The sequence below is a fragment of the Methylocystis sp. S23 genome (assembly GCF_054106005.1).
In genome coordinates this window covers 386,566-412,576 of the sequence record NZ_CM134185.1, presented here as the reverse complement: position 1 = coordinate 412,576, position 26,011 = coordinate 386,566, and the positions used below count along the sequence as shown (strand labels likewise).

Below are 26,011 nucleotides of genomic sequence, written 5' to 3'. Positions count from 1 at the left end.
TAATGCGGTCGAGAACGAATGGCTCTATTGGTCCGAAGCGCTCAAGGGGAACTTCATTGAAGACCTGATCCAGCGCGGGCATCCGCAACTCGGCTGCTATCGCGATAAGTTCCGCGCGGTCTACATCTACCGCGACGAGGCCGGCGCGCTTGGGTGCCGCGTCACGGCCGGTTACGCGCCGCGTCACGACGACGAGATTGACGAGCTTTTCGGCTTCGTCTGCCGCAAGCCCATCCCCTACGAGCTTTACGAGACGATCCGCGACGGCGGCAAATGGCCGGAGGACGTCGAGCGCCGGCCGAGCGCGGCATGGGCGACAATTCGCAGAACCTCGAACCGCACGAGGCCCTGCAAGCCGACATCAACAATCTCGCCGACGCGGCGCGGGACTGGCTCAAGTCGATCGGCGGCAAGATCACGACGCAGGAGCAAGCCGACAAGGCGGCGAACTACGCCACCGAGTTCGGCAAGCTGGAAAAGCGTGGGCAGGACAAGCACAAGGCCGAGAAGGCGCCGCATCTCGAGGCGGGCCGCGCCGTCGACGCGGCGTGGAAGCCGGTCATCGACCTCGCCGACCAGAAGAAGCGCTTCATGAAGAAGGCTTTCGAGACGTGGGCGGTTGAAGAGCAACGCAAGCGCTCCGAGGAAGCCGCGCGCCTGCGCGCCGAGCAAGAGCGGCAGGCCGCAGAAGCGCGCGCCGCCGCCAAGGCCGCTGGCGAGCCTCCCCGGACGAGGAGGAGCCGCCCGTCGTCGAGAACGTCAAGGCCGGCACGCGCGGCCGTGTCTCGATGCGGACGCGCACGAAGTGGGAAATCACCGATCGCCGCGCCTTTGTCGACTACCTGCTCGCGATGGACGCGCCGCCGCCGGACCTCCTCTCGACGCTCGACCTTATCGCAAACCGCATCGGATCGGCCGGCGGAAGCCCGCCCGGCGTCGAGCGGAAGACCATTTCTTACGCCGCGTAAGGAGACGATATGAACGACGTCGTCACTCTCGACCAAGCGCGCCCGCGCCCGGCGATCGTGGCCGGGCACAAGCCTCAGGCCATCGTCCCCACCGATTTTGACTCGTGCTGGCGCCTCGCTATAGCGATCTGCGCTTCTGGCATCACGCCGCAGGGGATAGACACCCCGGAAAAGGCCATGGTGGCGCTCATGCACGGGCTGGAAATCGGCCTGCCGCCGATGGCCGCCATGCAGCGCATCGCTGTGGTCAACGGCCGCCCGACGATTTGGGGCGACGCCGCCATGGGCTTGGTCCGCGCCTCCGGCCTCTGCGAATACGTGTCGGAGACCGTCGATGGCGAAGGCGATGCGCGCGTCGCCATCTGCGAGGCGAAGCGCAAGGGAGACCCCAAGCCGGTCGCCCGCCAGTTCTCCGTTGCCGACGCCAAGCGCGCCGGGTTGTGGAGCCCGGAGGCGAAGGTCACGCGCTACAAGAAGGATGGCGGCACCTATCAGAAGGAAAACGATAGCCCGTGGCATCGTTACCCTGATCGCATGTTGCAGATGCGCGCACGCGCCTTCTGCCTGCGCGATCTTTTCGCTGACGTGCTGGGCGGCCTGTATCTGCGCGAGGAGATAGACGACGAGGCGCGGCCGGCCGAAGCTCGCACCGAGCCGCCGCCTCCGCCGCCTCCGGCCGTCGCGCAGATCGAGACGAAGGCCATCGAGCCGCCGCCGCCGGCCGCCGCCAAGGAGCCAGCACCGCCCCCAGGGGCAAGCGCGAAAGAGCCCGCGCCCCTCCTCCTCCTCCGCCCCCGCCGCCGGCCGCGCGCGACAAGCGCCCGCTGATCGACCGCTACAAGGACGCAATCTCGACCGCCAAGGACGGCGACGAGCTCGACAAGATTTTCTCGGAGATGGTCGAGCCTGCCATGGGGGCGTTCACGCGCGAGGAATATGAGGAGTTCATGGCGGCCGACGACGCCAGGCGCGGGGAGCTTGAAGGATGACCGCCCCGATCGTCGCACGCTACGACGGAGAAGGCGTCTTCCAAGCGCTTGGCCGCTGTGCGCGCGAGTGCGACGCGACGTTTGTCATCGGGCAGCGCTACCGCCTCGTCGAGCACCAAGAGCGCTCAGAAGCCTCTCACGCCCATTACTTCGCGCAGATCGCAGAGCTTTGGGCGACGCTTCCCGAGAGCTATTCGCCCCGCTTCCAGAATCCGGAGGCGCTCCGCAAGCACGCACTGATCGCCACCGGCTACGCGACGCAGCGGCAATATGTGGCGGGGTCGCGCGCCGAGGCGCTGCGTGTCGCCGCCTTCGCCCCTTCGACAGAAGAATACGAGATCGCGACCGTCGAGGGGAACATCGTCACCATCTGGCGCGCCGAGTCGCAGAGCTATCGCGCCATGGGCAAGAAGAAGTTTCAGGAAAGCAAGGACCGCGTCCTCGGCTACATCGCCGAATTGCTCGGCGTCAATGTGCATGAACTCGGGAGGGCGGCGTGAGCGATAAGCCTGATTTTGACAAGCTCCGCGCCGAGCGCGATGCAGCGATCAATAAGCTTATTGACGCCGTTTGCGCCGATAGAGGATGGGAGCGAGAGAATATCGGCGTTCATGTCTCAGGTGCTGGCGAATGCTACTGCGCTTGCCCGGACGGACCTTGCGAGCATTCGTTTAAAGGCTGGCGCGAGGCCGAGGACGGATGCGGCGGCGAGACGGTCTGCCAGAAATGCGGCATGGGCGCGATGAGCCATTCGCTGAGGTGCGGACCATGAACCCGGCAATTGGAAGTCTGCCGCGCGCAGAACGTCGACACTTGCTGAATATCGAGGCGAAGCGCCGGAAGTCTGGCGACTGGCCAATATGGGAGACAATCGAGCTTCCGAACGGGATCAGCGACCATGGATGGGGCTCTGAGATTCGCCGCGTCCACCGCAATTGGGTGTTTTCTGTTCTGGAACGCAAGACGGATGGCGCGACACATCTTGCCATTTCGTCGCTGTCCGGCATCCGCCCGTCGTTCCACGAAATGCAAAGGATCAAAAACGAACTAGCTGGTGCGGATGCAACCGGTGTCGAAGTCTATCCGCCGCAAGCGCAAATGGTCGACCAAGCGGATATGTTCCATTTGTGGATAGTCAAGCCGCTCCCATTTACGATTTTCGAGGGGCGAAAATGACCACTTCCCCAAAGATCGCCAAGGCGACTGGCAGATCCGTAAACGAGTGGATTGGAAAATCGCCCGACGCCAAGGTTCCAGACCGCGTCCGCCTGCGCATCCTGCGGCGCTTCGAAGGCAAGTGCTACCTGACGAAAATTCTCATCGCGGACGGGCAAGCCTTCGATCTTGAGCACATCAAGCCGCTGGAGGAAGGCGGGGAGCACCGCGAGGGAATCTCGCGCCCGTTCTGCGCCTCGCCCACGAAATCAAGACGGCCGCCGAGCGCAAGCGCGCGGCCAAAGCCGACCGGATCGCCAAGCGCGCCCACGGCCTGACCCCGCCAACACGCAAGATCGAGAGCCGCGGATTCGAGCCCAGCAACAAGAAGCCGAAGATCGACAAAGGGGCGCTGCCTCCACTTGGGCCGCCAGCAATCGCAAGAAGATTCGCCCCTCAATAGACTTGGAGAATGCGCAGCATGAAACGTCCGCCGTTTCCTTGGGATAGAGAGTCGATCTTTCTTTTGCGCTCGCTTTGGAACGATGGTGTATTGCCGTCGATCATCGCGATTCAGCTAGGCAAGGGCGCTACGGCGGCGGCCGTCTCCAAAAAGCTCGGCGCATAGGGTTGCAGGCCATGCGCGGCCGGAGGGAACTTCTCAGACATACGGCAAAAGCAGGCAAAAGAGGCGCGCGAGCGTTCCAAACGACTGCGCGCCTTCATCGCGGCGGAAATCGAGCGCGGCGCCGAACGCGAGCAAACCATATCGGCTGGCGTTAGCCTATCAGGAACACCGCGTCGGCGCGTGGTGACCATATTTCGCGAAGAGCTTGAAAAGCGGACGGTCAATGCCATGCAGCTTAGCGAACTCGAATTCGCGCCCGGCGTCTTCGCCGCCGACGCGCGGTCCTATGAACTGATCCAGCGCGCGAGGGCGGCATGACGATGGACGCTGAGAAGCTGTTGGAGCACGTCGCGCGAGAGATTTGCGAAGAACGCTGTTGGCGCGGCGCTTGGGAGAATGCGAACGAGGTCGAGCGCGATTCGTGGCGGCGAGATGCGCGCGTCGCTATTCGCACTGTCCTGAAGGAGTGTGCGAAGACTGTCGGCGACCACAATAAGGCTGGTCGTGAGTGGCTCCCAAAGAGCGTATGGGGATCGATCACACGCGAAGCCACGCAGCGCATCCTCGCCATCGCGCCAGCAGACAGAACGAAGGGGGAGGAGGGATGAGCGCTTGTGCGTGGAAAAAGGAACTTGCTCGCCTGCAATTCGAAAGGTGTATTCTTTGCGGCGGCGAAGTGCTTCCGATCGACAGATCGTGGGATCATTTTGTGCCGCAAGCGTTTTCTGGGAAGGGGAACAAATCGCCGAAGATCGGCCTTGTTTTTCTTGCGCATCGAGATTGCAATTCAAGGCGCGGCCACGGGGCTCCAACCCCGAACCAAATCCGGTTAGCAGCCTCCACCATCAACGCGATGGACGATGGGGCGAGATCGGTCGCGATAGGAAACATAAGGCGAGTTTTAAGCGAGCAAGAGACGTTCGTGCAAACTCTCCGCGAAATGGTTGAAGCCGTCAGTTTGAAAAAATCCCGCGCGAAAGAGGACGCCTAATGCCGCGCCGCCCCGCTCAAATAACGCAGGCCGATATCGCCCGCGCCCTACGCGCGGCGAAGCGGGAAGGCGCGTCGGGCGTGTCAATAGAGGGCGGGAAAATAACCATCGTATTTCCGCCGCCGGGTGAGAACAATGGGGAAAGCGGGGAAAAGCTTACGCCAACGGTTGTCAAGCGGCGCGAGGTGCTCCTGTGACGATAAATGAGCAAATCCTACCCCTATCTTCACAAGAGCATCTCCAGGCATGGGGTGGAGCGCTGGTATGTCTGGCGCCGCCCCGGTCCGAAGATCAGGATTCGCGGCGTTTACGGTTCGCCGGAGTTCATCGCAGCCTACAGATCCGCGCTATGGGGCGAGAAGCCGCCGGAAAAGCCAAGAGCAGCTCAGGGAAGCCTTTCGGCGCTTATCGACGCCTACAAAACATCATCGGATTGGAAGAGGCTTTCACCGGCTACGCAACGCCAGCGCGCGAACATATTCAAGAGAGTTTCCAAGGCAGCGGGGCAGGACCCCGTGGCGTCAATCGACACCACCATGATCAGGAATACCCGAGACAAGCTCGGCCCGGGCGCTGCCAAGCATTTTGTCCAGACGATGCGCGGGCTCTTTCAGTGGGCAGTCAAGACCGGCGAGGCGGGGGCGAACCCAACGGATGGCGTCACGGTCGAGCGACCCGCAACAGATGGGTTTCACACATGGACGGAGGAGGAGATATCTGCCTACGAGGATCGTTGGCCTACAGGAACCCGGGAAAGGCTTTGGCTGGCCATTCTTCTCTATACAGGGTTGAGACGTGGGGATGCGGTCCTAATCGGCCCGAGACACGTCAAAAATGGTGTTCTCACCCTATCGACCGGGAAAACTGGCGTAGTTGTTACGCTTCCGGTCTCGTCAGAGTTGCGGTCTGTATTACGAGCTTCTCAGGCCGGGAAGGAAACCTTCATCGCTACGGTTCACGGCGCGCCAATGACCAAGGAGTTTTCGGGAACCTCTTCCGAGAAGCCTGCGACAAGGCAGGGCTGAAACATTGCTCGGCGCATGGCCTGCGCAAAGCGGCGGCAACGCGGCTCGCCGAAGCCGGCGCCACAGTTCCCCAGCTCAACGCCGTTTTCGGCTGGAAAGGGGCAAAGCAGGCGCTTCTCTATATCGAGAAGGCGGACCGCGCACGATTGGCGCGAGACGCCTTTGCTAAACGCTATGTTCTCCCCGATAAGCAGTGAGAACATTTCATCAGGAGAATGAGTATGTATAGGATGATGGTGGTAGGCCGGGAGGGACTCGAACCCCCAACCAGACCGTTATGAGCGGTCGGCTCTAACCATTGAGCTACCGGCCCCTGTGTCTCGGGGACGCTACGTCCTATACAGCAAACCGTCCGGCGGGCAATATCGTTCGGCGAGAGGACGCGATGACGGAGGCGGAGGGCCGCGCGGCCATTGTGGCTGGGGCTTTGGAACTGGACCGGCTCGGGCTCAATCACGGCTCGGCCGGCAATCTGTCGCTGCGCCTCGGCGATGGGGCGCTGGTGACGCCGAGCGGCGTTCCGGCGCGCGAGCTCGCGCCCGGGCAGATCGCGCGCATGAGGCTCGATGATGAGAGCGGCGCGTATGAGGGCCGCTGCCGCCTTCGAGCGAATGGCGATTCCATCTCGACGTCTATCGCGCCCGGCCCGACGTGAACGCGGTCGTTCACATGCATTCGGCCTACGCCACGACGCTCGCGACCCTGCGGCGCGACATCCCCGCCGTGCATTACATGATCGCGGCCTTCGGCGGCCCGACCGTGCCCTGCGTCGGCTACGCCTCCTACGGCACGGCGGCGCTGTCGGCGCTCGTCGTGGAAGGGCTGAGGGAACGGGACGGCGTGCTGCTCGCCAATCACGGCGCCATCGTCGCCGGCCCCGACATGCGCAAGGCGCTATGGCGCGCGGTGGAGCTCGAGGCGCTGGCGCAGGTCTATTATCTCGGCTCGCTCGCGGGCGCGCCGGTCGTGCTGCCGGACGACGAAATCTGGCGCACGGTGGAGCGGTTCAGGAATTACGGGCCGCGCGGCGACACGCAATAGCCGTCTTCGCCGCCTCGCAAGAACGGTTGCGCTATGCGGCCGAATTTGGAAACAGTCCCGTCAATCCCGCTTCCGTCGCCGCGCACACGCCGCGCTCGGTAATCAGCCCGGTCACATATTTCGCGGGCGTCACGTCGAAGGCCCAGTTGCGGGCGGGCGAGCCTTCGGGCGTGACCAGCACCTCCGTCACCGCGCCGTCGGGCGCGCGGCCGGCGATATGCGTCACCTCGCGCGCGCCGCGCTCCTCGATGGGGATGTCGGCGACGCCGTCGCTGATGCGCCAGTCGATGGTGGAGCTCGGCAATGCGACATAGAAGGGCACGCCATTGTCATGCGCGGCGAGCGCCTTGAGATAGGTGCCGATCTTGTTGCACACGTCGCCAGCGCGCGTGGTGCGGTCCGTGCCGACGATGACGAGATCGACCATGCCGTTCTGCATCAGATGCCCGCCCGCATTGTCGGCGATGACCGTATGGCTCACGCCTTCGGAGAGAAGCTCGAACGCGGTCAGGCTCGCGCCTTGATTGCGCGGGCGGGTTTCGTCGACCCACACATGGAGGTCGACGCCGGCCCGCGCCGCCTTGTAGACGGGCGCCAGCGCCGTGCCCCAGTCGACGGCGGCGAGCCAGCCGGCGTTGCAATGGGTGAGGATGTTCACCGGGCGGCCGGGATTCTTCTCCGCCGCCGCGCGAATGAGCGCCGCCCCATAATCGCCGATCCTGGCGCAGCAGGCGACGTCTTCCTCGGCGATCCGCCCGGCCTCGGCGAAGCGAGGGCGGCGCGTTCGGCGACGCGCGCCGCGAGAAGCAAAGCCTTCACCCTGTCCAGCGCCCAGCGCAGATTGACCGCAGTGGGGCGCGTCGCCAGCAGCGTCCCATAGGCCGCCTCCAGCGCCGCGTCGCTCGCATCCTCGGCCGCCGCCAAAGCGAGTCCATAGGCGCCCGTCACGCCGATGAGCGGCGCTCCGCGCACGATCATCTCTCGGATGGCGCGGGCGGCTTCATTGCTGTCGCCGAGGATCGCCGTCTCGAATCGGTGCGGCAGGCGGGTCTGGTCGATGACATGCACCTGACGGCCCGTCTCCGCTCGGCGGCCGGTCCCGCCGAGCCATATCGTCCTGTAGTCGCGGCCGTCGATGCGCATCTTCGCCTGCTTTCGGGTGGCTTTCGGCCCTTGTGCCTTCCGGCTTGGAGCTTGTAAACCGGGGCGGCCCGCGCCCGGAGGCGTTGCGGCGGGCCGGGGAGACCCCATGACCTATTGCTGCGGCATTCTGGTGCGCGACGGACTGGTGATGATCGCGGATACGCGCACCAACGCCGGCCTCGACAATATCTCGACCTTCCGCAAGCTGCATATTTTCGAACAGCCCGGCGAGCACGTGCTCATGCTCGCTTCCGCCGGCAATCTCTCCGTGACGCAGGGCGTCGTCAATTTCCTCAAGGAGGGCTTCGAAAATCCCGAGACGGGGGAGATCGAAAGCGCCATGACCGCGCCGACCATGCTGAAGGCGGCGCAGCTCGTCGGCCGCGCCGTGCGCCGCTCGCGCGCCGAGACCTTCGATCCCACCGACCAGACGAATGGCGTGAGCTTCGACGTCACGATGCTGCTCGGCGGCCAGATCAAGGGCGGCGAGCCGCGCCTCTTCATGATCTACACCGCCGGCAACAGCATCGAATGCACGCCCGACACCAACTATCTCCAGATCGGCGAGCACAAATACGGCAAGCCCATTCTCGACCGCGCGGCCAATTACGACAGCGACATCTACGACGCGCTGAAGATCGGCCTCATCTCGATGGATTCGACCATCAAGTCCAATCTCTCCGTCGGCCTGCCCATCGACGTCGCGCTTTTGCGCAGGGATACGATGCATCTGGAGGTCGAGACGCGGATCGACGCGGGCGACGAATATTTCCGCGACCTGCGCGAGCGCTGGTCCAAGGCGTTGCGCGCGGCGCATATGGCGATTCCGGCGCCGCCCTATCGCGGCCGCGAGCCGTGACCATCCTCGCGCCGGCCGACGCGGCGTCGATCGCGCGGGCCGCGGAGGTCCTGCGACAGGGCGGCCTCGTCGCTTTCCCGACGGAAACCGTGACGGGCTCGGCGCCGACGCCACGAACGCCTGGGCCGTCGCGCGCGTCTATGACGCCAAGGGGCGCCCTCCTTCAATCCGCTGATCGCCCATGTCGCCGATCTCGACGCCGCGCGGCGCGAGGCGCTCCTGCCGGCCGCCGCTCTCGAGCTTGCCGAAGCCTTTTGGCCGGGTCCGCTGACGATCGTCGCGCCGGCGGCGCCGGGCGGCTCGGTCTGCGAATTGGCGCGGGCGGGATTGCCGAGCGTCGCCTTGCGCATCCCGGATCATCCGGCGGCGCGCGCGCTCATCGAAGCTCTGGGCCGGCCCGTCGCGGCGCCCTCGGCCAATCGCTCCGGCCATGTGAGCCCGGTGACGGCCGCGCATGTGGCGGAGGATCTGTCGGGCCGGGTCGATATGATCCTCGAGGGAGGCCGCGCCACGGCGGGACTGGAGTCGACCATCGTCTCCTTCTGCGAGGCCGAGCCCGCGCTGCTGCGGCCGGGCGCCGTGGCGCGGGAGAAGATCGAGAAGCTTCTCGGCGCGAGGCTCGCGGCGCCCTTGCGCGCCGGAATCACGGCGCCGGGCATGACCGCCTCCCATTATGCGCCGAATGCGAGATTGCGGCTGGAGGCGCATGAAATCGAGGCGGGGGAGGGCGCGCTGGACTTTGGCCGGCGGCTGGCCTCGCGGGCGCCGCAGGGCGCCGTCGTGCTCGATCTCTCGCCCGAGGGCGATCTCGTCGAGGCGGCGGCCAATCTCTTTGCCTGTCTGCGCGAACTCGACGCGCGCGGAGTCGAGAAGGCCGCCGTCGCGCATATTCCCGAGCGCGGCCTCGGCGAGGCGATCAATGATCGCCTGCGCCGCGCCGCGGCTCCGCGGCTCGGCTGAAGCAAAACGGCGGCGCTCCGCGCGTCGAAGTCGGCCGCATTTTTCCGCGACCGGGCGAGGCCGCCCGATCGCGGCGCGATCTATATCAATTTTCCGTCGCTTCGTTTCCGTCATCATTGCGAGTGGAAGCGAAGCAATCCAGCGGCCGTCCGACGGCTCCGGATTGCTTCTGCGGCTGCGCCGCCTCGCAAACGACGGCGGAAAAGTCCGTCAATTCGCGACACAGATTAGCCGATCTTGTCGACCTTTACGCGCGCGACGGAGACATTGTCCGAGAAGATTTCGACCTCCTCATATATCGGGCCGTTCGGACCGATAATGTCGTCATAGCGCGCTGTGGTCCAGGTCATGACCTGCTGCCACATGCCCGGCTGCTGCACCAGATGCAGGTCGAGAAGCAGGATATTCGGATTGAAGCCCTGGGGCTCCTTGTAACAGAGCTGGGCGAGAATCCCGGGATTGCCGACCAGCACTTTGCCGATCACATGAAAATCATCCGGCTTGGGCGGCGTCAAATTGATCCAGGCGTACCAATCTTTGGTCTCAGGCATAACACATCTCCTTCAAAAAATTTTTGAAACGAACTTTGCTCAGAAGGCGCAACGATTACGACGACAATGCAAAGCCCGTCTCCGGCTCTCCCCGTCATCGCGGGAAGAGGCTCCGCCAAAAAATGCGACGGAGCAAGATGATTGTGCGTTCAAACGACCGCCGAGGCAAGCGCTAAGATTCTCAAGCCGCCAGCGCCATCGGACTTGCCGCGCGCAGATGGAAATCCTCCGTCACGGGGCGCGGCGCGCCTTCAGCAAGGCGCATTCATAGCCGCGCGCGACGAAGTCGCCGGCGCCGGCCGAGGTCATCTCCAGAGCGAGTCTCGTCAGCCGGTTCAGCACGGGCTCCGTCACCCAGGAGAAGCGCGGGGCGTCAGGCGCGACTCCGCGCATCAGCGCGACGCGCGCGTCGTTATTGGCCTGGCTCATGCGCGCCTGCCAGCCCGGCTGCGGCTCCTGCCAGTCATTGGCGACGATCACGGGGCCGCGATAGATGCGCGCATCGCCCTCGGTGCGTTCGATCAGCGCCAGCTCGCCGCGGCGGACGCCGGCGAGCGTGAACAGCGTCGGCCGCGCCAGCGGCTCGCGGGCGATCAACTGGACAGCCTCCTCGAAGGTCTCACAAGTCTCGAAGGCGTAGCGCAGAAGGTGGTCCGGCGGCCAGCCGCCCTCGCTCGCGAGCGCGTTGCGCAGATTGATCGCGGCGTCCACCGCGAAGCCGAGCCTGCCCTTGATGCGGCGCAGCATGGGCGCCTGATTGATGACGGCGCAGAACCGGCCCGGAGCCATGGCGGAAAGCACGCCGACCGCGCCCGGCCAGGTGGCGTTGTAGAAATCGCCGGCGGAACCCAATTGCCATGTCATCTCCACCGCTTCGCCCAGGCCTTTGAAAGGCCAGTCCAGCGTGCGGCGGATGCGCGGCGTCCCGTCCGGCCCCTCATAGGCCTGCGTCGTGCAGGCGAAGAGATAGGACATGTTGAGCGTCATCGCGCCGGGAAAGCCGAGAATCGAGACGACGTGCTCAAGCTCCGCCCGATAGGCCGAGCCGGATTTCTTCAGCCAGTTCGACGCCATGCGATCGATCGGAGACAGGCAGTAACGGCCGAGCGGCGCGATGGCGCCCAGGCAGGCGTCGCGCAGCGCCGCGGCGGCGTCGACCCGCGCCTTGGCATGAGCCACGGGTCCGCCGTCGCGCACGTCGAGGAGGGGATCGGGTTCATCGTCGTCCTTCTGTCAGAAAATCGTCATTGAACCGATATCGGTTCCACATCTTGCTGTCATAATACAGTAAAAAATCGGACAGCTTTCGCCGCGCTGCAACAGCTCTTTCTTTGGAGTAATTCTCTAGTCCCCGCGTCGGCCGATTCGGCCGACCGCAACCCGCCTCGAGACGAAGATGTCCCACGCCGTCGCCGCCGCTTTCCTCGCCCTCGACTCTCACGCGCCAAGCCTCGATGCGATCCGCACCATCGATCTGTTCCGGAAAGATGGCGCGCGCTTCGCAAATTTCAGCGTCGCGCTCGACCAGGACTTCCTCTTCGACTTCTCTAAGCACAAGGCGACGCGCGAGACGATCGGCCTGCTCGTGGCGCTCGCCAAAGCGCGCAATCTCGAGGCGTGGCGCGACAGGCTCTTTGGCGGCGAGACGGTGAACAACACCGAGAAGCGCGCGGCCATGCATATGGCGCTGCGCGATCTCTCGACGCGGCCCTTGCTCGTCGGCGGCGAAGATGTGCGGCCGCTGATCGAGGCCGAGCGCGAGAAGGTCTACGCCTTCGCGCGCGCCATCCGCGGCGGCGAGGCGACGGGCGCGACGGGCCTGACCTTCACGGATGTCGTGAATATCGGCATTGGCGGCTCGGATCTTGGCCCGGCAATGGCCGCGCGCGCGCTGTCGCCTTATTCGGAGGGCGGCCCGCGCGCGCATTTCGTCTCCAATGTCGACGGCGCCGATCTCGCCGACACGCTCGCGGGACTCGATCTCGCGCGCACGCTCTTCATTGTCTCGTCCAAGACCTTCACCACGCAGGAAACCATGGCCAATGCGGCGAGCGCCCGCGCGCGTCTCGTCGCGGCGCTCGGAGAAGGCGCGGTGGCCAGGCATTTCGCCGCCGTCTCGACCAGGCTCGACAAGGTCGCGGCTTTCGGGATCGACGCGTCGCGCGTCTTCGGCTTCTGGGACTGGGTCGGCGGGCGCTATTCCTTGTGGTCGTCGATCGGCCTGGCGCTGGCGATCGCCGTCGGTCCCGAGAATTTCACGCAGTTTCTGCTGGGCGGCTTCGATGTTGACGAGCATTTCCGCTCGGCGCCGCTCGACAAGAACATTCCCGCGCTGATGGGCCTGCTCGGCGTCTGGCATCGCAACGTGATGAAGCGCGGCGCGCATGCGGTCATCCCGTACGACCAGCGCCTCGCGCGTTTCCCTGCCTATCTGCAGCAGCTCGACATGGAGTCGAATGGCAAGTCGGTCACGCGCGACGGCGGCCTCGTGACGCATGCGACGGGGCCGGTGATCTTCGGCGAGCCGGGCACCAACGGGCAGCACGCCTTCTTCCAGTTGCTGCATCAGGGCACGGACGTCACGCCCATCGATTTCCTCGTCGCCGCCAAGCCGACGAAAGCCGATGCGCATCATCACGCGCTCTTGTTCTCCAACTGTCTCGCACAGGCCGAGGCCTTCATGCGCGGCCGCACGCTGGACGAAGCGAAGGCGCAATTGCGCGGGCAGGGGCTCGACGAGGCCGAAGTCGAACGGCTCGCGCCGCATAAGGCGTTTTCGGGCGACCGCCCGTCGAGCGTCTTCCTTTACACCCAGCTCGATCCGCGCACGCTCGGCCGCCTCGTCGCGCTCTATGAGCACAAGGTCTTCGTCCAATCGGTGATCTGGGACATCAACCCCTTCGATCAATGGGGCGTGGAGCTCGGCAAGGAGCTCGCCAGCCGGCTGGGGCCGATCGTGGAGAATGCGGGCGCCTCGACGGCGGAGCTCGACGGATCGACGGCGGGGTTGATCGCATGGCGGCGCGCGAAGGGCTGATCTCCGCCGCCATTGCGAACGGACGCGAAACAATCCGCAGCCGCGACGTCGCCTCGGAATTGCTTCGCCTTCGGCTCGACGCCGCGGCTACGCCGCCTTCGCCACGAGAATGCTCGTCAGCGTCGGAAGCGCATTGTTCAGCAGCCTGAACCCGCCAAACCCCGTCTGCCGCAGCAGCGCTTCGATCTCATCCACCCGCCTCGGCTCGCCGCGGCCCATGGCGAGGGTATAGAAGCCGTAATAGGCGTCGAGCGGCTCAGCGCCCTTCACGCCGGACATCGCCTCGATGACGAGCAGCGTCGCGCCGGGCGCGACCGCGCGCCGGACGTTTTGCAGCAGCGCGCGTGCGCGCGCCTCGTCCTGATCGTGAACGATGCGGATCAGCGTGACGAGGTCGGCGCCTTCGGCAGCTCGTCGCGCAGGAAATCCCGCCCGTGAGTCTCCGCGCGGGAGGCGAGCCTGGCCGCCTCCAATCGCGTCCGCGCCCGATCCGCCACGGCAGGGAGATCGACGAGCGCAAGCTCCAGATCTGGCGCGCGCTCGGCGGCGGCGCAGAGAAGACGCCTTCGCCGCCGCCGACATCCATGAGCCGCTTGTGCCGCGAGACGTCATAGGCGTCGAGCGCCTCTTGCGCGACCATGGGCTGCGAGGCCGCCATCAGGGCGCTATAGGGCGCGACCTGCTCGGTCCGAAGCGCCTTGGGTCGTTCGAGGTCCGAATAAGGCCAGTAGTCGGCGAGCGCGGCGCGCTTCTCGCCGCGCAGCAGCGCGACCGGGTCGGCGAGATCGGCGTAAAGCGCCGGCTGGTGCTCGACGAGCGCCCGCGCCGCGGCGTTGCCGAGGAAGGCCGCGCCAAGCTGGCCGAGCCCGTATCGGCCGCCCGAGCGCCGCTCGGCGAGATCGAGCGAGGCGGCCGCGTCGAGGAGCCGGCGCGCCGCCTCCGGCGAGAGCGAGAGCCGGGCGGCGATCTCGGCGACGGTCAGCGGGCCGTCGCCCAAGGCCTCGAAAGCTTGAGCTGCGTGCAGGCGAAGAGCGCCTGCGAATAGACGAAGCCGGCCGTAAGATCGAGCGCCGCCCGCGCGCGCCGCCGGGCGATCGGCCGCGTGAGCGGGTTGGCCAGCGACCAGCGCTGGAATTTCGGATCGGCGATCAGCCGGTCGCGCCGCGCCCGCAGCCGGTCGAGCCAATCCTCCAGAAATCGCGTCATCCCTTCGGCTCCCGCAGAGTCGCGCCCAGATAGCATGAGCTTGCGAAGTCGCGAAGGGCGGGGGCGATTGCGGGCGCGCCCCGCTTCCTGTAAAAGGGAAAGAGCGTTGAATCGCCGCAAGCGCCCGTAGCTCAGCTGGATAGAGCGTTGCCCTCCGAAGGCAAAGGCCGCACGTTCGAATCGTGCCGGGCGCGCCATTTTTCCGCCAAATCCAGTCCTTGCCGCGATCTCCCTCGTTTCCGCGAGCGGATTTTGGCCCGCCGACTGACTTTGGAGGGCGTTCATCGCCGCCCTGGATTGCTTCGCTTCGCTCGCAATGACGGAAACATGAGTAAAAAGCCTCTATCGGAGGCCGGGTGGTCTATGCGATCGCGGCCTGCAAGCCTGGGCGGAGTTGAACGCCGCTCGCCGGCGCCCGATCGTTCGCGCGCGCAACATCTTATTGTCTCCCGGCGGACGGCCCTTATCTAAAGGTGAGCCCTGGTGAAAGCGATTCGTCTCCCGGCGACGCTGGAGACCTGCAAAGCCGCCCGAATGAATTCTCGCGACGAGAGGTCTCGAAAATGTCTCGGCCATTCTGAAGTTGTGAAGTCGAACCGTCGGCGCGGCCGGCGGCGCCTATCCGCAATATTATCGGGTTGCATGCATGCCGGGACTGACGAGAGAAGAAGCGCATTCGCGTCTCGCCCAATATGGGCCGAACGCTCTGCCGGAGGCTCGGCCGCCATCCTTTCTCATCGTATTCCTGCGGCAGTTCCTCAGCCCGCTGATCTACATCCTCGTCGCCGCGGCGGTCGTCGCCATGGTGATCGGCGACCTCAAGGACGCGCTGTTCATCGGCCTCGTGCTGTTGATCAACGGGATCATCGGCGCCGTTCAGGAGCATTCCGCCGGCCAGGCGGCCGCCGCGCTGCGCGAGCATGACCAACCACACGCTTTCGTGGTCCGCGACGGCGTTCAGCAGGAGATCGACGCGCGCGACCTTGTGCCGGGCGATCTCGTGTTGCTGGAGGCCGGCCGCCGCGTGCCCGCCGACATGCGCCTTCTGGAGGCCAATGATCTGCGATGCGACGAGTCGCTGCTCACCGGCGAATCCATGCCCGTGAAAAAGACGGCGGCGGGAGAAGCGCGGCAGGGACGCGAAGCGGAGCGCGGCGTCATGGCCTTCGCCGGCTCGATGGTCACGCGCGGACGCGGCGCCGGCGAGGTGACGGCGACCGGCCTCGCGACCGAGGTCGGCAAGATCGCCGGCGAGCTCGTCAAGCCCTCCATCTCCCAGCCGCCGCTGATCATCCGCATGGAGCGCTTCTCCCGGATGATCGCCGCGCTCGTCGCCGTCGCCGTGGCGATTCTCGTCGCGATCGGCTGGCTGCGCCATATGGCGCCCGCCGAATTGTTCATGATGGCGGTCGGGCTCGCGGTTTCCGCGATACCGGAAGGCTTGCCCGTGGCGATCGCCGTCGCCCTCGCGATCAGCATGCGCCGCATGGCGAAAGCCCATGTCATCGTGCGCAAGATGCCGGCCGTGGAAGCGCTCGGCTCCTGCACCATGATCGCCACCGACAAGACCGGCACGCTCACGCTGAACGAGCTGACGGTCACCGATATCGCGCTTCCCGACGGCTCGCATTTGCGCTGCGAGGCCAGCGAGGGCGTCGAATCCTATTCCTTCCGGGCCGAGAGCCGGAAAAGCGAGGAGGCCGACCTTCTCGTCGCGGCGCTGTTGCGCGCGGCGGCGCTGCCCAACGAAGCGGAGATGAGGCGCGAGAAGGAGGAATCAGCGCGGTCGGCGACACGGTCGACGTTGCGCTGCTCGTCGCGGCGCACCGCATCGGCGTCGCGCATGAAGACTTGCGGGCGCGCTTCCCCCTCGTCTGGCGCATCCCCTACGAACCGGACCTCAAATACGCCGCCTCGTTCCACCGTCACGAGGAAAAGGCCGAGTTGCGCGTCTTCGTCAAGGGCGCTCCGGAAACGCTGATCGCCATGGCCGACCGCATGGATCTCGGCGGCGCGCTGGCGCCGATCGATCGGCAGGCGCTCGCGCGGCAGAAGGACGCCTTGTCGGAGAAAGGACTGCGCGTTCTCGCTTTCGCCGAGGGCGAGATCGTTCCCGAGCCAGGGCAGGACTATGGGCCGAGGCACCTCGAAAATCTGATCTTCCTGGGGCTCGTCGGCATGCAGGACCCGCTGCGTCCGGAAGCCGCGCGCGCCATTCGGGACTGCTACGGCGCCGGCGTCGAGGTCGCGATGGTCACGGGCGATTCGCCGGGAACCGCATCCGCCGTCGCGAGGCAGGCGGGCATGGCGTTCGGGCCAGACCAGATCGTTACTGGCGCGGAGGTGCGTCAAGCCGAGGAGTCGGGCGAAGCGGCGCTCGACGAGCTGACGCGCCGCGCCCGCATTTATGCGCGCGTCGAGCCGATCCAGAAGCTCGCCATCGTGCTGTCGCTTGCGCGCAACGGCCATTTCGTCGCCGTCACCGGCGACGGCGTCAACGATGCGCCCGCTCTCAAGCACGCCCATGTCGGCGTCGCCATGGGCAAGCAGGGCACCGACGTCGCCAAGGAAAGCGCCGACATCATCATCACGGATGATAATTTCGCCTCGATCCTGCGCGGCGTCCTGGAAGGGCGGGTCGCCTACGCCAACATCCGCAAGGTCATTTTCCTGCTGGTCTCCACTGGAGCCGCGGAGCTGTTGCTCTTTCTTCTGACCATTCCGCTGGGCCTGCCCATGCCGCTGCTGCCGGTGCAGCTCTTATGGCTCAATCTGGTCACCAACGGCGTTCAGCATGTGGCGCTCGCCGCCGAAAAGCCCGAAGGCGACGAGCTGACCTATCCGCCGCGCCGGCCGCAGGAGCCGATTTTCGACCGGGTGATGATCACGCGCAACGTCTATTCGGCGCTGGTCATGGGCGGCGTCGGCTTTGGCGTCTTCTACTGGCTGTTGCAGCGCGGCTACGACCTGGATCATGTCCGCAATCTTCTGCTGCTCCTCTTCGTCGTCTTCGAGAATTTCCAGGCGCTGAACGCGCGCTCGGAGCATCATTCGCTTTTCATCGCGGCCTGTTCACCAGTCCCCTTCTCATCGGCAGCGTCGTCGGCGCGCAGGCGATTCACCTGGCCGCCATGCATGTTCCCGGCCTCGCCGACACGTTGCGGATCTGGCCGGTGACTTTCGAGGAATGGGGCGTCCTTCTGCTCGCCGGCTCGTCGCTTCTCGTCGTCATGGAGCTGGAGAAGTGGTGGATGGAGCGGCGGAAACGGCCGGCGGCGGCGCCTGCGCCGGCCGCAAGGCCCGCCGCGCCCGCGCGAATAGCGATGAACTGGCGCTGGGCGGGCGCCGCCGGAAGCCTCGCGATCGCGGCGGCGGCAGGGTCCCTCTATCTCTCGACGCGACGGGAAAGCGAGATCGCCGACCGCGCGCCGGCCAGGCAAGTGGTCGAGACGCGCGGCGTCGTCGCCTTGCTTCGCCCCGCGCCCGTGAAACCTGAAATCGCCGGGATATTGAGGACGGTCGAGTGCAAGCTCGGCGCGGCCGTCGACGCCGGGCAGATTTGCGCAAGGATCGACTCGCGCGCTTTGGAGGAGGGCGTCGCGCGTGCGCAGACCGCGCTCGACGCAGCGCGCCGGCGGTTGGAGCGGAGCGCCGCAAAGGTCGACAGCGCCAAAGCGGGCCTTCAGCGTATCGAGGCTCGGAAGGCGTCGCGCCAGTCTCTGGCGCGGGCGCGCGCGGCGCTGCAGCGCGCGCAGACCGCCCTTTCGAGCGACGAAGCCGAGGTCGCGCGCCGGGAGAAGGCCATCGTGTCCGCGCGGGCGAATCTGGCGGCGGCGGAGATCGTCTCGCCGCTCGCGGGAACGGTGACGGAAAGCAATGCGACGCCGGGCCAGAAAGTTTCGCCGTCGGACGGGAAGCCGCTATTCGTCGTGTCTCCGAAAGAGGCGTTGCGCGTCCGGGCGACGATCGAGGCGGCGCAGGCGGGGCTCGTCAAGGCCGGCGACGAGGCGCTTATCGCGATAGAGGCCGGCGGCGGGGAAGAGTTCGCGGGAAGGCTGCGAGAGGTCGAAGAGCTCGAGGGCGGGCGCAAGGCCGTCATCATAGCAGCCGAGAGCCCGGGCTTGTCCGTGGAAGCGGGCTCGGGGGCGAGCATAAGGATTCAAGCCGACCCTTCATATTAGGACATCGGCCCGCCGCCGCGCGCTTTATGGCTGAACGAGATGCGCTACTCCGACCACTTCCTCGACAGGCAATACGAAGGCGAGGCCGTGCCCGGGCAGGCCCAGCTCGGCCGCGCGTACGATCCGTTCGAGAATCTTGTCCTTCAAATCCCTGGGCGCGACCGTCAGGACGATTTCCTTCTCGGGCTCGATCTGAATGCCGAACACCTTCTGCTGCTCGTTTCGGCCGATTCCGCGTCCGAACAGCACCGTGCCGCCATGAGCCCCCGCGTCGATCGTCGCCTCCAGCACCGAGTCGCCCCAGCCCTTTCGCACAATGCTGACGATGAGACATGGGTTTTCCATCTCTATCTCTCCTGTCTTTCGGCCCTTCTGATGAGGAAGCCCAACATCATCACTGCAATAATTGGAGCAAGGGAGATCAGCGCCACCAGCCCCAGCCCATGCGCGATGGGATCCTGATCGCCCATGGAAACCGATGCGCCCATCGCCAGAGCAAGCAGGAACGTATTCGTCAGCGGACCCGTGGCGACGCCGCCGGCATCCACGGCGATGGCGGTAAAGTCGGAGTCGCTTAACCACATCAGGACGATGACGAGGACATAGCCGGGCGCGACAAGCCAGAGCAAAGGAATGCCGAGGCTGATCCTGACGACGCCCAGGCCGACGCAAAATGCGACGCCCGCGCAAATGGCCGCGAGAACCATGGATTTTCGGATCGAGCCGTTGGACGCCTCCTCGATCTGATCGGCCAGCACACGCACGGCCGGCTCGCCCCAGGCGGTGAGCAGACCGAGAATCGTTCCGACGAAGGCAAAAGGATCGGCCGGTCGAGCGCGCCGAAGGCCGATCCGATCGCTCTTCCAAAGGGTAGGAATCCGATCTCCATTCCGAGAAGGAAAAGGAACAGTCCGGCGGAAGCCATCGCTGTTCCGATGAGAACGTCGATCACCTGCCTGTGGGGGAGTTTGAGCCAGAAGAACTGGAAGGCGAGAAACAGCGCGACAAGCGGCGCGACGGCCTCGGCGACGCTCGCAGCCGCGGCGACGCTTTCGGCAAGCAGCAGCTCGCTCATGGCAGGAGTCCGCTCAGGATCAGGATCGCGACGATCGGTCCGGCCGAGGCCAATCCCAGCAGGCCAAAGCCGTCGGACACCGCCGACCGGCGCGCAAGCACGGAACTGAGGCCGAGCGCCAGCGAAATCATGACAGGCGCCGAGAGCGCGCCGGTGGTGACGCTGCCCGCGTCGAATGCGAGCGAGATGAATTCCACCGGGGCGAAGAGGGAAAGCAGGATCGCCATTAAATAAACCGAACCCAGCAGATATTTCAGCTTCCAGCCGGCGAGGATGCGCAACGTGCCGATGACGGCCGGTATGGCGACGCCGACGCCGACCACATAGACGACCAACTGTCTCGATATGGCTCCGCTCGACGCCGCGTCCACCTGCCCCGCAAGGACAAGCACGTCCGGCTCGGCGACGGTGGTGGCGAAGCCGAGGGCGAACGATACGGCCACGATGAGAAGCAGGGACCCCTTCTCCGGCAAGGCGGCACCGATATACCGGCCCATGGGCAGGATGCCGTAGTCTATTCCGGAGAACAGCAAGGTCATGCCGAGGATTGCGAGCGCCGATCCCAAGAGATACTGCAAGAACAGGGTCGGAGGCGCGTGAACGATCGTGAGTTGAAGCAGGGTCACGAAAGCGGTCAGGGGCGCAACCGCTTTAATCACCTCGACCAGTCTTTCTCTCAGAAACGACAGCATCCTTATCGATCTCCCGATGGAAAGAGGAGTGAGGATGGGCGGCTCCAAGCTAACCCGCCCCCGGGGCGTCCCGAGGCCGAGAATGGTCGAAAGGGCGGCGCATCTCAACCCGTGACTGGGCAAGGCCGATGCGGAGGATTCGCCGCCCAATCGAGCCGCGCGCCCGCGTCGCAGGGCTCTTGGCAATGTCCTGCCCAACGAATAGGCTTCGCCGGCAACCCGTTGAGCGGCCAATAAGAGTCAAACGCCGTTGGAAACCGGCGCGGCGATGGGGCCGCCGCCCCAAGCCGGTTCCGGCGACGCTATCAATCCCCTGGATAAACGATCGATGGACCTCAGCAGCGCAATCCGCATTTCCGTCAAGAGAATATCGCGAACTGTTTTTGCCGGGCTCGATTTTTCGGTCTATTCGCTGGCGTCGTCTCTTTCCCTGGCGGTCTGCGCCTTGGCTTATCGTCAAAAGATGCGCCGGGGCGCGCGAATTTACGGGTCATCATCCGCGCGATTCTTTCCAAGAAGTTCTATCTGCGTGAGTCCTTTCACGCAGATTTGAAGCTCCTCGTTCTGAGCGTTGTCTTTATGCCGGCCGTCGTCGGCGCGCTTGTCGTTTCCTCAAACACGGTCTCGAAAGCCGTTCACTCCATGCTCGCGGGCGCATTCGGCGCGATCGAGCCTTTCGATTGCGGCGATCTCGCAATGAAGCTGATCTCGACCGTCGTTCTGTTCCTCGCTTATGAGATCGGCTATTGGGTCGATCACTATCTCAAGCATCGGGTCTCCTTCCTGTGGGAGCTCCATAAGCTGCATCACACCGCCGACGTGTTGACGCCCTTGACGAATTTCAGAAACCATCCTCTCGACAACATTGTCTTCGGCTATATGCTCGCTTTGTTCATCGGCGCCGCGTCCGGCCTTCTGGAGTGGCTTTTCGGCCGAAACGTCGAAATGTTTTCCGTCAACGGCAAAAACATAATATTCATTTGCTTTCTCTGGACGATCGGCCATCTTCAGCATTCGCAATTCTGGATTCCCTTTTCGGGAATGTGGGGACGCGTCATATTGAGCCCCGCCCATCATCAGATCCACCACTCCTGCGATCCGAAGCATTTCAATCGCAATCTCGGCAGCGTCCTGGCCGTGTGGGACTGGATGTTCGGGACGCTCGAAATCCCATGCGAAAAAACCCGCGCCTTTCCTATGGCGTAATTGAAGAAGGCGTGAATCCGCACTCGTCGACGGGGATGCTGGTGACGCCGGCCGTCAAGGCGGCTGCGGCGCTCTGGCGCGCCCTTGTCTCGGCCACGACCTTTTTCAGGCGCATGGAGCCTGTTGACGGACAGAATGCAGCCGCGGCGGCATGGTTGACGTCGCCGGCGCGCCTGCTTCTCCGGCGCCAGGCCGCCCGATAAAAGCCGGAAGGAACGCGATGACCCGCATGCGCGCCGATTTGCTGCTATTGCTCGTCGCGTTTATCTGGGGAACGGCTTTCATCGCTCAGAAGCACGCCAATGGCGTGATGGGGCCGGTTAGCTTCGTCGGCGCGCGTTTTTTGATCTCATGGATCGCGCTCGCGCCGCTGGCTTTCTATGAGCGAAGCAGGACGAACCGGTCTCCGTTGACGAGGGGGATTTGGGACTTGCGGGCCTCATTGGCCTTTGCCTCTTCGCCGGCGCCAGCTTGCAGCAAGTCGGCCTCGTCACGACGACGGCGACGAATGGCGGGTTCCTGACCGCGCTTTATGTGATCTTCGTTCCCCTGATCGTCTGGGCGATAACCGGCGCCAGACCGAGATTTGCGGTCATGGCCGCGAGCGCCGTATCCGTTACGGGAGCATGGCTTCTCGCGGGCGACGGGCCGCTCCGGGATTGGAGCTCCGGCGACGCCTTGGTGCTGATCGCGGATTTCGCGTGGGCGGCGGGGATAAGCCTGGTTCCCATTTTTCTGAGCCGCGCCGACCGGCCGTTCTTTCTGGCCTTCGCGCAATATGGCGTCGCCGCTGTTCTTGGAGTCGCCGGCGGGCTGAGCTTCGAGCCTCTTTCAAAGGAGGGACTGGCCTTGGCGGCCCCTTCCGTTCTTTATGCCGGCCTCTGCTCCGGCGGAATCGCCTATACGCTGCAAATCCTCGCGCAAAAATATACGCCGGCGGCAGAAGCCGCCTTGATCATGTCGCTCGAAAGCGTATTCGCCGCCTTCTCGGGAGCGATCCTGCTTTCCGAGCGCCTGACAGGCCTGGCCGCCCTCGGCTGCGCCCTCATCCTGCTGGGCGTCATTCTTGTCGAAGCCGGACCGGCGATGCGGAATATCAGGCCGCGCAATTACCGGCGGAAGGCGCTTTAGGCTCTTGCAACGGGAAAGGACGCGCAATGGCTGGTCATGGAAAGGCCGCCCTGGCCTTTACGGCGGGACCGCGCCCGGCCCTCCTCGTCAAAACGCCCCGCGCTTACCTCCGGCGTCGGGGCGTTTCTCTTGCCGGCGTCTCCGCTGGCTTGATTAGAGATTATGTGTGGGATTCGGCGGAATCAAGGCGATCCGACATGGACTCCATGCGCCGGCCGGTCTCGGCGGCGATCGCCGTCATGTGGTTCAGGCGCGCCGGCAAGGTCCATGGCGGGCGCCGTGAGAGGAACGAAGAATGTGCTCGGACGTTCAAGGTGCGACATCGCCGCCCGTCGTAGCTTCGACGCGAGACGTCAAGCCCGTCCTGAGAGCATAAGCATGGCTTGTCGCGCGGCGGATCCTGAGTCCTACGCGTGGAGAGTGAAATGGCTACGGCCTCCCCATATTCGAGGATCAACCTGATCTCGAGCCAGCATATCGATGGCGTGGGCGTTTACGACATGAGCGGCAAGGAAATCGGCAAGATCGACCATTTCATGATTGATATGGTCTCCGGCCGAGTCCTTTATGCGGTCGTCAACTTCTGCGGCTTCATGTGTCTGCATCCCGGCCATCATCCGATGCCCTGGAGCTCACTGAAATACGACAAAGACCGTCGCGGATATGTGACGGATGTGAGCCAGGAGTTAGTGGAGAGCGCCCCGGAATACACCGACGAAAGCTGGATCGATCGGGAGTGGGAAATGCGCGTGCATCAACATTATCGCGCCGAGCCTTACTGGCGCGAAAGCGGCGCGGCCGCCGCCACGCAGTAAAAAATCGCTTTCTGCAAATGCAAAACGCCGCGCGCGTTCGCTGCATCGCCAGCGGCGGAACCACGCACTTTGCGAGTGGTTCTAACTCCCCTTCCTCAAATGAGGGCCAATCATCATGAACATGCCAACGGTGAGTCGAAACACAATAGGAATCTCGGTGCTGCTCGCGGTGATAATCGCGCTCGGCTTTGCGGCCTCGGAATTCGGCCGCCGATCCACGATCAGCGTGGCTGAACAGGATGGCGGCGGGAAGGCCGAACAAACGGTGGATGCGGCGACGATATTGTCGGAGCTCCGCCGGTCGCCGCGCAACGTCTACGGATTTGGCGGCGGCGTGATGAGCGGCGGCGCCGCATTGACGAATGAAGAGTGGCAAGCCGCGGTAAAAGCGGTGAACGACCTTCGCGCTGAAAAGGCGCGCCGCAAATCCGTCGAAACTCTGAAATCGAACGACGCCTGGCAGCCGCCGGAAGAGATAGCGGGGAAAACAAACAAGTCCCGGTAGTCCAAAAGCAAAAACGCCCCGCCGAGGCGTCCGCGGTCGGGGCGTCGCCTTCCGGTTCTAGATTTCGCGCGCTTTATACGAGACCGGCAGTCATCATCTAAGCATTTGATTTTATGGCGGAAGAGGTGGGATTCGAACCCACGGTGGAGTTGCCCCCACGGCGGTTTTCAAGACCGCTGCCTTAAACCACTCGGCCACCCTTCCCCGCGCCGTGATATAGCACGGTCGCGCCGTCGCGCGAGAGGGTTCCCGCTTTGCCGCTGCACTTCGCCTATGGCTCGAATATGGACGCCGCCGCCATGGGGCGGCGTTGTCCGCGGTCGCGTTTGCTGGGCCGGGCGCGGCTGGCGCGGTGGCGCTTCGTCGTCATGCCGTCGGGCTTCGCCAGCATCGCGCCGGATCCGCGCGCCAATGTTCACGGCGCGTTGTGGGAGGTTCCCGTCTCGGACGTCATGGCGCTCGATCGCTACGAGCAGGTGGGGCAGGGGCTCTACGCCAAGAGAATGATCCCCGTGCTCAAGGAGCCCTTCGGCTCGTCGCCCGCGCTGGTCTATGTCGGCGCCAGCCCGAGCCGGGGACCGTCTGGCCGGGCTATCTCGCCGAGATCGTCGCGGCGGCGGAGAGGCTCCAACTGCCGGCGGCCTATATCGGCTATCTCTCCTGTCTGCTGGCGGAACAAAGGAAAGGCTCGCGCGGATGAGTTTCGAGGTCCCCGTCGTCCATACCGTCGAGGAAATGCGCGCTTTCGTTCGCGCGCGGCGCGCGGCAGGCGAGCGCATCGGCCTCGTGCCGACCATGGGCGCGCTGCACGCCGGGCATATTTCGCTCGTCGAAGAAGCGCGCCGCCATGCGGAGCGGGTGATCGCGACGATCTTCGTCAATCCGACCCAATTCGCGCCCGGCGAGGATTTTTCCCGCTATCCGCGCACGCTCGCGGCGGATCGCGAAAAGCTGGCGGCCGTGGCGGCCGATCTGGTCTTCGCGCCCGCGGTCGACGAAATGTATCCGCCGGGCTTCTGCACCACGGTGGCGCTCGAAGGCCCGGCCAAGGCGGATCTCGAGGATCGTTTCCGACCCGCCCATTTTGCCGGCGTCGCGACGGTCGTGGCGAAGCTTCTCAATCAGGCGCAAGCGGACGTCGCCATCTTCGGCGAGAAGGACTATCAGCAGCTTCTCGTCATCCGCACGATGGCGCGCGATCTCGACATTCCGACGCAAATCCTCGCCGGCCCGACCTTGCGCGATCCGGACGGGCTCGCAATGTCGTCGCGCAACGTCTATCTCTCGGCGGAAGATCGCGCCAGCGCGCCGGCGTTGCACCGCGCGCTCGCCGAGGCCGCGCGGCGCATCGCGGAAGGCGAGGTCATCGGCCAGGTGATGGGCGAGGCGCGCGAGGCGATCGTCGGGGCGGGCTTCGAGATCGATTATGTCGAGGCGCGCCACGCCGCGACGCTTGCCCGCGTCGCGCGCCGCCATGAGGGGCCGATCCGCATCCTGGCCGCCGCGCGGCTCGGAACGACGAGACTCATCGACAATGTCCCGGTCCCGACCGCATGAGCCGGCGCGTCGTTCGCTTCTTCGTCGACGGCCGCGTGCAGGGGGTCGGCTTTCGCGCCTTTCTCATTCGCGAGGCGAATGCGCTCGCGCTTGACGGCTGGGCGCGCAACCGCGCCGATGGGTCCGTCGAGGCCCTTGCGGCGGGGCCGGAGGCGGCGGTGGCCGCCTTCATCGAGGCCGCGCGGCGCGGGCCGTCGGCGTCGAGAGTGGAAAGGCTGCGCGAGGCGCCGGCGGATGCGGCCGAGCTTGCGGGCGTCGAGGGCTTCGGAATGGCCGCGACGGATTAGATTACGCGC

The 26,011-nt window shown here is 65.0% G+C and carries 27 protein-coding genes, 3 tRNA genes and 7 pseudogenes; 27 read left to right on the top strand and 10 right to left on the bottom strand.

The annotated features are described in order from the left end of the window. The first annotated feature begins 309 nt into the window (after positions 1 to 309). The 11 genes from ACV7JP_RS02010 to ACV7JP_RS01960 all read left to right on the top strand — a co-directional run bounded on the left by ACV7JP_RS02010 (position 310) and on the right by ACV7JP_RS01960 (position 5,953). Positions 310 to 981, top strand: a complete 672-nt coding sequence (locus ACV7JP_RS02010) for a hypothetical protein (RefSeq protein ID WP_457797591.1) — start codon at positions 310 to 312, stop codon at positions 979 to 981. Continuing rightward, the gene (locus tag ACV7JP_RS02005) at positions 978 to 1,796 is read left to right on the top strand and encodes a recombinase RecT (protein ID WP_457797590.1); all 819 of its coding nucleotides are present in this window, start codon (positions 978 to 980) and stop codon (positions 1,794 to 1,796) included. The genes ACV7JP_RS02010 and ACV7JP_RS02005 overlap by 4 nt, the downstream gene beginning before the upstream one ends. A 157-nt stretch (positions 1,797 to 1,953) precedes the next feature. After that, positions 1,954 to 2,457: a hypothetical protein gene (locus ACV7JP_RS02000; RefSeq protein ID WP_457797589.1), complete on the top strand. Its 504-nt coding sequence runs from the start codon at positions 1,954 to 1,956 to the stop codon at positions 2,455 to 2,457. After that, a complete protein-coding gene (locus ACV7JP_RS01995) occupies positions 2,454 to 2,729 on the top strand; it encodes a hypothetical protein (RefSeq protein WP_457797588.1) in 276 nt (91 codons plus the stop codon). The genes ACV7JP_RS02000 and ACV7JP_RS01995 overlap by 4 nt, the downstream gene beginning before the upstream one ends. After that, positions 2,726 to 3,133, top strand: coding sequence for a DUF7694 domain-containing protein (locus ACV7JP_RS01990; RefSeq protein ID WP_457797587.1), 408 nt, complete (start codon positions 2,726 to 2,728; stop codon positions 3,131 to 3,133). The genes ACV7JP_RS01995 and ACV7JP_RS01990 overlap by 4 nt, the downstream gene beginning before the upstream one ends. Then, positions 3,130 to 3,450, top strand: a complete 321-nt coding sequence (locus ACV7JP_RS01985) for an HNH endonuclease (protein WP_457797586.1) — start codon at positions 3,130 to 3,132, stop codon at positions 3,448 to 3,450. The genes ACV7JP_RS01990 and ACV7JP_RS01985 overlap by 4 nt, the downstream gene beginning before the upstream one ends. A gap of 143 nt (positions 3,451 to 3,593) precedes the next feature. Then, on the top strand, positions 3,594 to 3,740 hold the full coding sequence (locus tag ACV7JP_RS01980; protein WP_457797585.1) for a hypothetical protein: 147 nt from the start codon (positions 3,594 to 3,596) through the stop codon (positions 3,738 to 3,740). Positions 3,741 to 3,923: 183 nt separating this feature from the next. Continuing rightward, positions 3,924 to 4,058 carry a hypothetical protein gene (locus ACV7JP_RS01975; protein WP_457797584.1) on the top strand — a complete coding sequence of 45 codons (135 nt, stop codon included), beginning with the start codon at positions 3,924 to 3,926 and terminating at the stop codon, positions 4,056 to 4,058. A gap of 286 nt (positions 4,059 to 4,344) precedes the next feature. Beyond that, positions 4,345 to 4,731, top strand: coding sequence for a hypothetical protein (locus ACV7JP_RS01970; RefSeq protein WP_457797583.1), 387 nt, complete (start codon positions 4,345 to 4,347; stop codon positions 4,729 to 4,731). Positions 4,732 to 4,934: 203 nt separating this feature from the next. Next, entirely contained in the window at positions 4,935 to 5,756 is an 822-nt protein-coding gene (locus tag ACV7JP_RS01965; protein ID WP_457799135.1) for a site-specific integrase, read from the top strand. Continuing rightward, complete coding sequence (locus tag ACV7JP_RS01960; protein WP_457799016.1) at positions 5,642 to 5,953, top strand: tyrosine-type recombinase/integrase; 312 nt, start codon at positions 5,642 to 5,644, stop codon at positions 5,951 to 5,953. The genes ACV7JP_RS01965 and ACV7JP_RS01960 overlap by 115 nt, the downstream gene beginning before the upstream one ends. Before the next feature lie 40 nt (positions 5,954 to 5,993). Here the strand turns inward: ACV7JP_RS01960 and ACV7JP_RS01955 are convergent. Beyond that, positions 5,994 to 6,069, bottom strand: a tRNA-Ile gene (locus ACV7JP_RS01955). Between the two features lie 72 nt (positions 6,070 to 6,141). On the opposite strand from ACV7JP_RS01955, the pseudogene ACV7JP_RS01950 reads away from it, so the two are divergent. Beyond that, positions 6,142 to 6,797: pseudogene (locus ACV7JP_RS01950) on the top strand (class II aldolase/adducin family protein). Between the two features lie 31 nt (positions 6,798 to 6,828). On the opposite strand, the pseudogene mtnA reads toward ACV7JP_RS01950, so the two are convergent. Next, positions 6,829 to 7,940 (bottom strand): annotated as a pseudogene (gene mtnA, locus ACV7JP_RS01945) (S-methyl-5-thioribose-1-phosphate isomerase). Between the two features lie 106 nt (positions 7,941 to 8,046). Between mtnA and ACV7JP_RS01940 the strand changes: the two are divergent. Both ACV7JP_RS01940 and ACV7JP_RS01935 read left to right on the top strand, forming a co-directional pair. Then, entirely contained in the window at positions 8,047 to 8,799 is a 753-nt protein-coding gene (locus tag ACV7JP_RS01940; protein ID WP_457797582.1) for a peptidase, read from the top strand. Further along, positions 8,796 to 9,759 (top strand): annotated as a pseudogene (locus tag ACV7JP_RS01935) (L-threonylcarbamoyladenylate synthase). The gene ACV7JP_RS01940 and the pseudogene ACV7JP_RS01935 overlap by 4 nt, the downstream one beginning before the upstream one ends. A 227-nt stretch (positions 9,760 to 9,986) precedes the next feature. On the opposite strand, the gene ACV7JP_RS01930 reads toward ACV7JP_RS01935, so the two are convergent. After that, the gene (locus ACV7JP_RS01930; protein WP_457797581.1) at positions 9,987 to 10,310 is read right to left on the bottom strand and encodes a hypothetical protein; all 324 of its coding nucleotides are present in this window, start codon (positions 10,308 to 10,310) and stop codon (positions 9,987 to 9,989) included. A 231-nt stretch (positions 10,311 to 10,541) separates the two neighbouring features. Continuing rightward, entirely contained in the window at positions 10,542 to 11,489 is a 948-nt protein-coding gene (locus ACV7JP_RS01925; RefSeq protein WP_457797580.1) for a hypothetical protein, read from the bottom strand. Positions 11,490 to 11,706: 217 nt separating this feature from the next. Between ACV7JP_RS01925 and pgi the strand changes: the two genes are divergently transcribed. Next, positions 11,707 to 13,347 carry a glucose-6-phosphate isomerase gene (gene pgi, locus ACV7JP_RS01920; protein WP_457797579.1) on the top strand — a complete coding sequence of 547 codons (1,641 nt, stop codon included), beginning with the start codon at positions 11,707 to 11,709 and terminating at the stop codon, positions 13,345 to 13,347. Positions 13,348 to 13,434: 87 nt separating this feature from the next. Here pgi and ACV7JP_RS01915 read toward each other — a convergent pair. Continuing rightward, positions 13,435 to 14,553: pseudogene (locus ACV7JP_RS01915) on the bottom strand (methyltransferase). Positions 14,554 to 14,673: 120 nt separating this feature from the next. Here ACV7JP_RS01915 and ACV7JP_RS01910 point away from each other — a divergent pair. The 3 genes and pseudogenes from ACV7JP_RS01910 (at position 14,674) to ACV7JP_RS01900 (ending at position 18,734) form a co-directional block, all read left to right on the top strand. Further along, positions 14,674 to 14,750, top strand: a tRNA-Arg gene (locus tag ACV7JP_RS01910). A 449-nt stretch (positions 14,751 to 15,199) separates the two neighbouring features. After that, positions 15,200 to 17,801 (top strand): annotated as a pseudogene (locus ACV7JP_RS01905) (cation-translocating P-type ATPase); the annotation flags it as partial. Then, entirely contained in the window at positions 17,784 to 18,734 is a 951-nt protein-coding gene (locus ACV7JP_RS01900) for an efflux RND transporter periplasmic adaptor subunit (protein ID WP_457799015.1), read from the top strand. The pseudogene ACV7JP_RS01905 and the gene ACV7JP_RS01900, both read left to right, overlap by 18 nt. Positions 18,735 to 18,758: 24 nt before the next feature. Here ACV7JP_RS01900 and ACV7JP_RS01895 read toward each other — a convergent pair whose 3' ends face one another. The 4 genes and pseudogenes from ACV7JP_RS01895 to ACV7JP_RS01880 all read right to left on the bottom strand — a co-directional run bounded on the left by ACV7JP_RS01895 (position 18,759) and on the right by ACV7JP_RS01880 (position 20,501). Continuing rightward, entirely contained in the window at positions 18,759 to 19,079 is a 321-nt protein-coding gene (locus ACV7JP_RS01895; RefSeq protein ID WP_457797578.1) for a P-II family nitrogen regulator, read from the bottom strand. 2 nt (positions 19,080 to 19,081) lie between these two features. Next, the gene (locus ACV7JP_RS01890) at positions 19,082 to 19,498 is read right to left on the bottom strand and encodes a DUF1538 family protein (RefSeq protein ID WP_457797577.1); all 417 of its coding nucleotides are present in this window, start codon (positions 19,496 to 19,498) and stop codon (positions 19,082 to 19,084) included. A 119-nt stretch (positions 19,499 to 19,617) separates the two neighbouring features. After that, a pseudogene (locus tag ACV7JP_RS01885) lies at positions 19,618 to 19,809 on the bottom strand (DUF1538 family protein); the annotation flags it as partial. Further along, entirely contained in the window at positions 19,806 to 20,501 is a 696-nt protein-coding gene (locus ACV7JP_RS01880; RefSeq protein WP_457797576.1) for a DUF1538 domain-containing protein, read from the bottom strand. The gene ACV7JP_RS01880 and the pseudogene ACV7JP_RS01885, both read right to left, overlap by 4 nt. Positions 20,502 to 20,751: 250 nt before the next feature. Between ACV7JP_RS01880 and ACV7JP_RS01875 the strand changes: the two genes are divergently transcribed. The 6 genes from ACV7JP_RS01875 (at position 20,752) to ACV7JP_RS01850 (ending at position 24,158) form a co-directional block, all read left to right on the top strand. Beyond that, positions 20,752 to 21,054 carry a hypothetical protein gene (locus ACV7JP_RS01875; protein WP_457797575.1) on the top strand — a complete coding sequence of 101 codons (303 nt, stop codon included), beginning with the start codon at positions 20,752 to 20,754 and terminating at the stop codon, positions 21,052 to 21,054. Between the two features lie 26 nt (positions 21,055 to 21,080). Continuing rightward, on the top strand, positions 21,081 to 21,707 hold the full coding sequence (locus ACV7JP_RS01870; protein WP_457797574.1) for a sterol desaturase family protein: 627 nt from the start codon (positions 21,081 to 21,083) through the stop codon (positions 21,705 to 21,707). A gap of 151 nt (positions 21,708 to 21,858) precedes the next feature. After that, the gene (locus ACV7JP_RS01865; RefSeq protein ID WP_457797573.1) at positions 21,859 to 22,230 is read left to right on the top strand and encodes a DMT family transporter; all 372 of its coding nucleotides are present in this window, start codon (positions 21,859 to 21,861) and stop codon (positions 22,228 to 22,230) included. Next, positions 22,131 to 22,838: a DMT family transporter gene (locus ACV7JP_RS01860; RefSeq protein WP_457797572.1), complete on the top strand. Its 708-nt coding sequence runs from the start codon at positions 22,131 to 22,133 to the stop codon at positions 22,836 to 22,838. The genes ACV7JP_RS01865 and ACV7JP_RS01860 overlap by 100 nt, the downstream gene beginning before the upstream one ends. A 425-nt stretch (positions 22,839 to 23,263) precedes the next feature. After that, a complete protein-coding gene (locus ACV7JP_RS01855) occupies positions 23,264 to 23,653 on the top strand; it encodes a PRC-barrel domain-containing protein (RefSeq protein ID WP_457797571.1) in 390 nt (129 codons plus the stop codon). Between the two features lie 115 nt (positions 23,654 to 23,768). Next, positions 23,769 to 24,158 (top strand): hypothetical protein, encoded by a 390-nt coding sequence (locus tag ACV7JP_RS01850; RefSeq protein ID WP_457797570.1) that lies wholly within the window; start codon positions 23,769 to 23,771, stop codon positions 24,156 to 24,158. Positions 24,159 to 24,272: 114 nt separating this feature from the next. On the opposite strand, the gene ACV7JP_RS01845 is transcribed toward ACV7JP_RS01850, so the two are convergent. After that, positions 24,273 to 24,362: transfer RNA gene (locus tag ACV7JP_RS01845), tRNA-Ser, on the bottom strand. A gap of 50 nt (positions 24,363 to 24,412) precedes the next feature. On the opposite strand from ACV7JP_RS01845, the pseudogene ACV7JP_RS01840 reads away from it, so the two are divergent. The 3 genes and pseudogenes from ACV7JP_RS01840 (at position 24,413) to ACV7JP_RS01830 (ending at position 26,002) form a co-directional block, all read left to right on the top strand. After that, positions 24,413 to 24,858: pseudogene (locus ACV7JP_RS01840) on the top strand (gamma-glutamylcyclotransferase family protein). Beyond that, positions 24,855 to 25,715 carry a pantoate--beta-alanine ligase gene (gene panC, locus ACV7JP_RS01835; protein WP_457797569.1) on the top strand — a complete coding sequence of 287 codons (861 nt, stop codon included), beginning with the start codon at positions 24,855 to 24,857 and terminating at the stop codon, positions 25,713 to 25,715. The pseudogene ACV7JP_RS01840 and the gene panC overlap by 4 nt, the downstream one beginning before the upstream one ends. Beyond that, positions 25,712 to 26,002: an acylphosphatase gene (locus ACV7JP_RS01830; RefSeq protein ID WP_457797568.1), complete on the top strand. Its 291-nt coding sequence runs from the start codon at positions 25,712 to 25,714 to the stop codon at positions 26,000 to 26,002. Before panC ends, ACV7JP_RS01830 begins: the two co-directional genes overlap by 4 nt. Positions 26,003 to 26,011 lie beyond the last annotated feature (9 nt).

Bases quoted from the DNA above. Each gene is read 5' to 3' on its own strand.
- ACV7JP_RS01985 (WP_457797586.1), top strand. From the start codon at position 3,130: ATGACCACTTCCCCAAAGATCGCCAAGGCGACTGGCAGATCCGTAAAC.
- ACV7JP_RS01940 (WP_457797582.1), top strand. From the start codon at position 8,047: ATGACCTATTGCTGCGGCATTCTGGTGCGCGACGGACTGGTGATGATC.
- ACV7JP_RS01965 (WP_457799135.1), top strand. From the start codon at position 4,935: ATGAGCAAATCCTACCCCTATCTTCACAAGAGCATCTCCAGGCATGGG.
- ACV7JP_RS01830 (WP_457797568.1), top strand. From the start codon at position 25,712: ATGAGCCGGCGCGTCGTTCGCTTCTTCGTCGACGGCCGCGTGCAGGGG.
- ACV7JP_RS01880 (WP_457797576.1), bottom strand. From the start codon at position 20,501: ATGCTGTCGTTTCTGAGAGAAAGACTGGTCGAGGTGATTAAAGCGGTT.
- ACV7JP_RS01895 (WP_457797578.1), bottom strand. From the start codon at position 19,079: ATGGAAAACCCATGTCTCATCGTCAGCATTGTGCGAAAGGGCTGGGGC.
- ACV7JP_RS01980 (WP_457797585.1), top strand. From the start codon at position 3,594: ATGAAACGTCCGCCGTTTCCTTGGGATAGAGAGTCGATCTTTCTTTTG.
- ACV7JP_RS01930 (WP_457797581.1), bottom strand. From the start codon at position 10,310: ATGCCTGAGACCAAAGATTGGTACGCCTGGATCAATTTGACGCCGCCC.
- pgi (WP_457797579.1), top strand. From the start codon at position 11,707: ATGTCCCACGCCGTCGCCGCCGCTTTCCTCGCCCTCGACTCTCACGCG.
- ACV7JP_RS01900 (WP_457799015.1), top strand. From the start codon at position 17,784: ATGGAGCTGGAGAAGTGGTGGATGGAGCGGCGGAAACGGCCGGCGGCG.
- ACV7JP_RS01990 (WP_457797587.1), top strand. From the start codon at position 2,726: ATGAACCCGGCAATTGGAAGTCTGCCGCGCGCAGAACGTCGACACTTG.
- ACV7JP_RS01850 (WP_457797570.1), top strand. From the start codon at position 23,769: ATGAACATGCCAACGGTGAGTCGAAACACAATAGGAATCTCGGTGCTG.
- ACV7JP_RS01870 (WP_457797574.1), top strand. From the start codon at position 21,081: ATGCCGGCCGTCGTCGGCGCGCTTGTCGTTTCCTCAAACACGGTCTCG.
- ACV7JP_RS01855 (WP_457797571.1), top strand. From the start codon at position 23,264: ATGGCTACGGCCTCCCCATATTCGAGGATCAACCTGATCTCGAGCCAG.
- ACV7JP_RS02005 (WP_457797590.1), top strand. From the start codon at position 978: ATGAACGACGTCGTCACTCTCGACCAAGCGCGCCCGCGCCCGGCGATC.
- ACV7JP_RS01970 (WP_457797583.1), top strand. From the start codon at position 4,345: ATGAGCGCTTGTGCGTGGAAAAAGGAACTTGCTCGCCTGCAATTCGAA.
- ACV7JP_RS02010 (WP_457797591.1), top strand. From the start codon at position 310: ATGGGCGACAATTCGCAGAACCTCGAACCGCACGAGGCCCTGCAAGCC.
- panC (WP_457797569.1), top strand. From the start codon at position 24,855: ATGAGTTTCGAGGTCCCCGTCGTCCATACCGTCGAGGAAATGCGCGCT.
- ACV7JP_RS01865 (WP_457797573.1), top strand. From the start codon at position 21,859: ATGGTTGACGTCGCCGGCGCGCCTGCTTCTCCGGCGCCAGGCCGCCCG.
- ACV7JP_RS02000 (WP_457797589.1), top strand. From the start codon at position 1,954: ATGACCGCCCCGATCGTCGCACGCTACGACGGAGAAGGCGTCTTCCAA.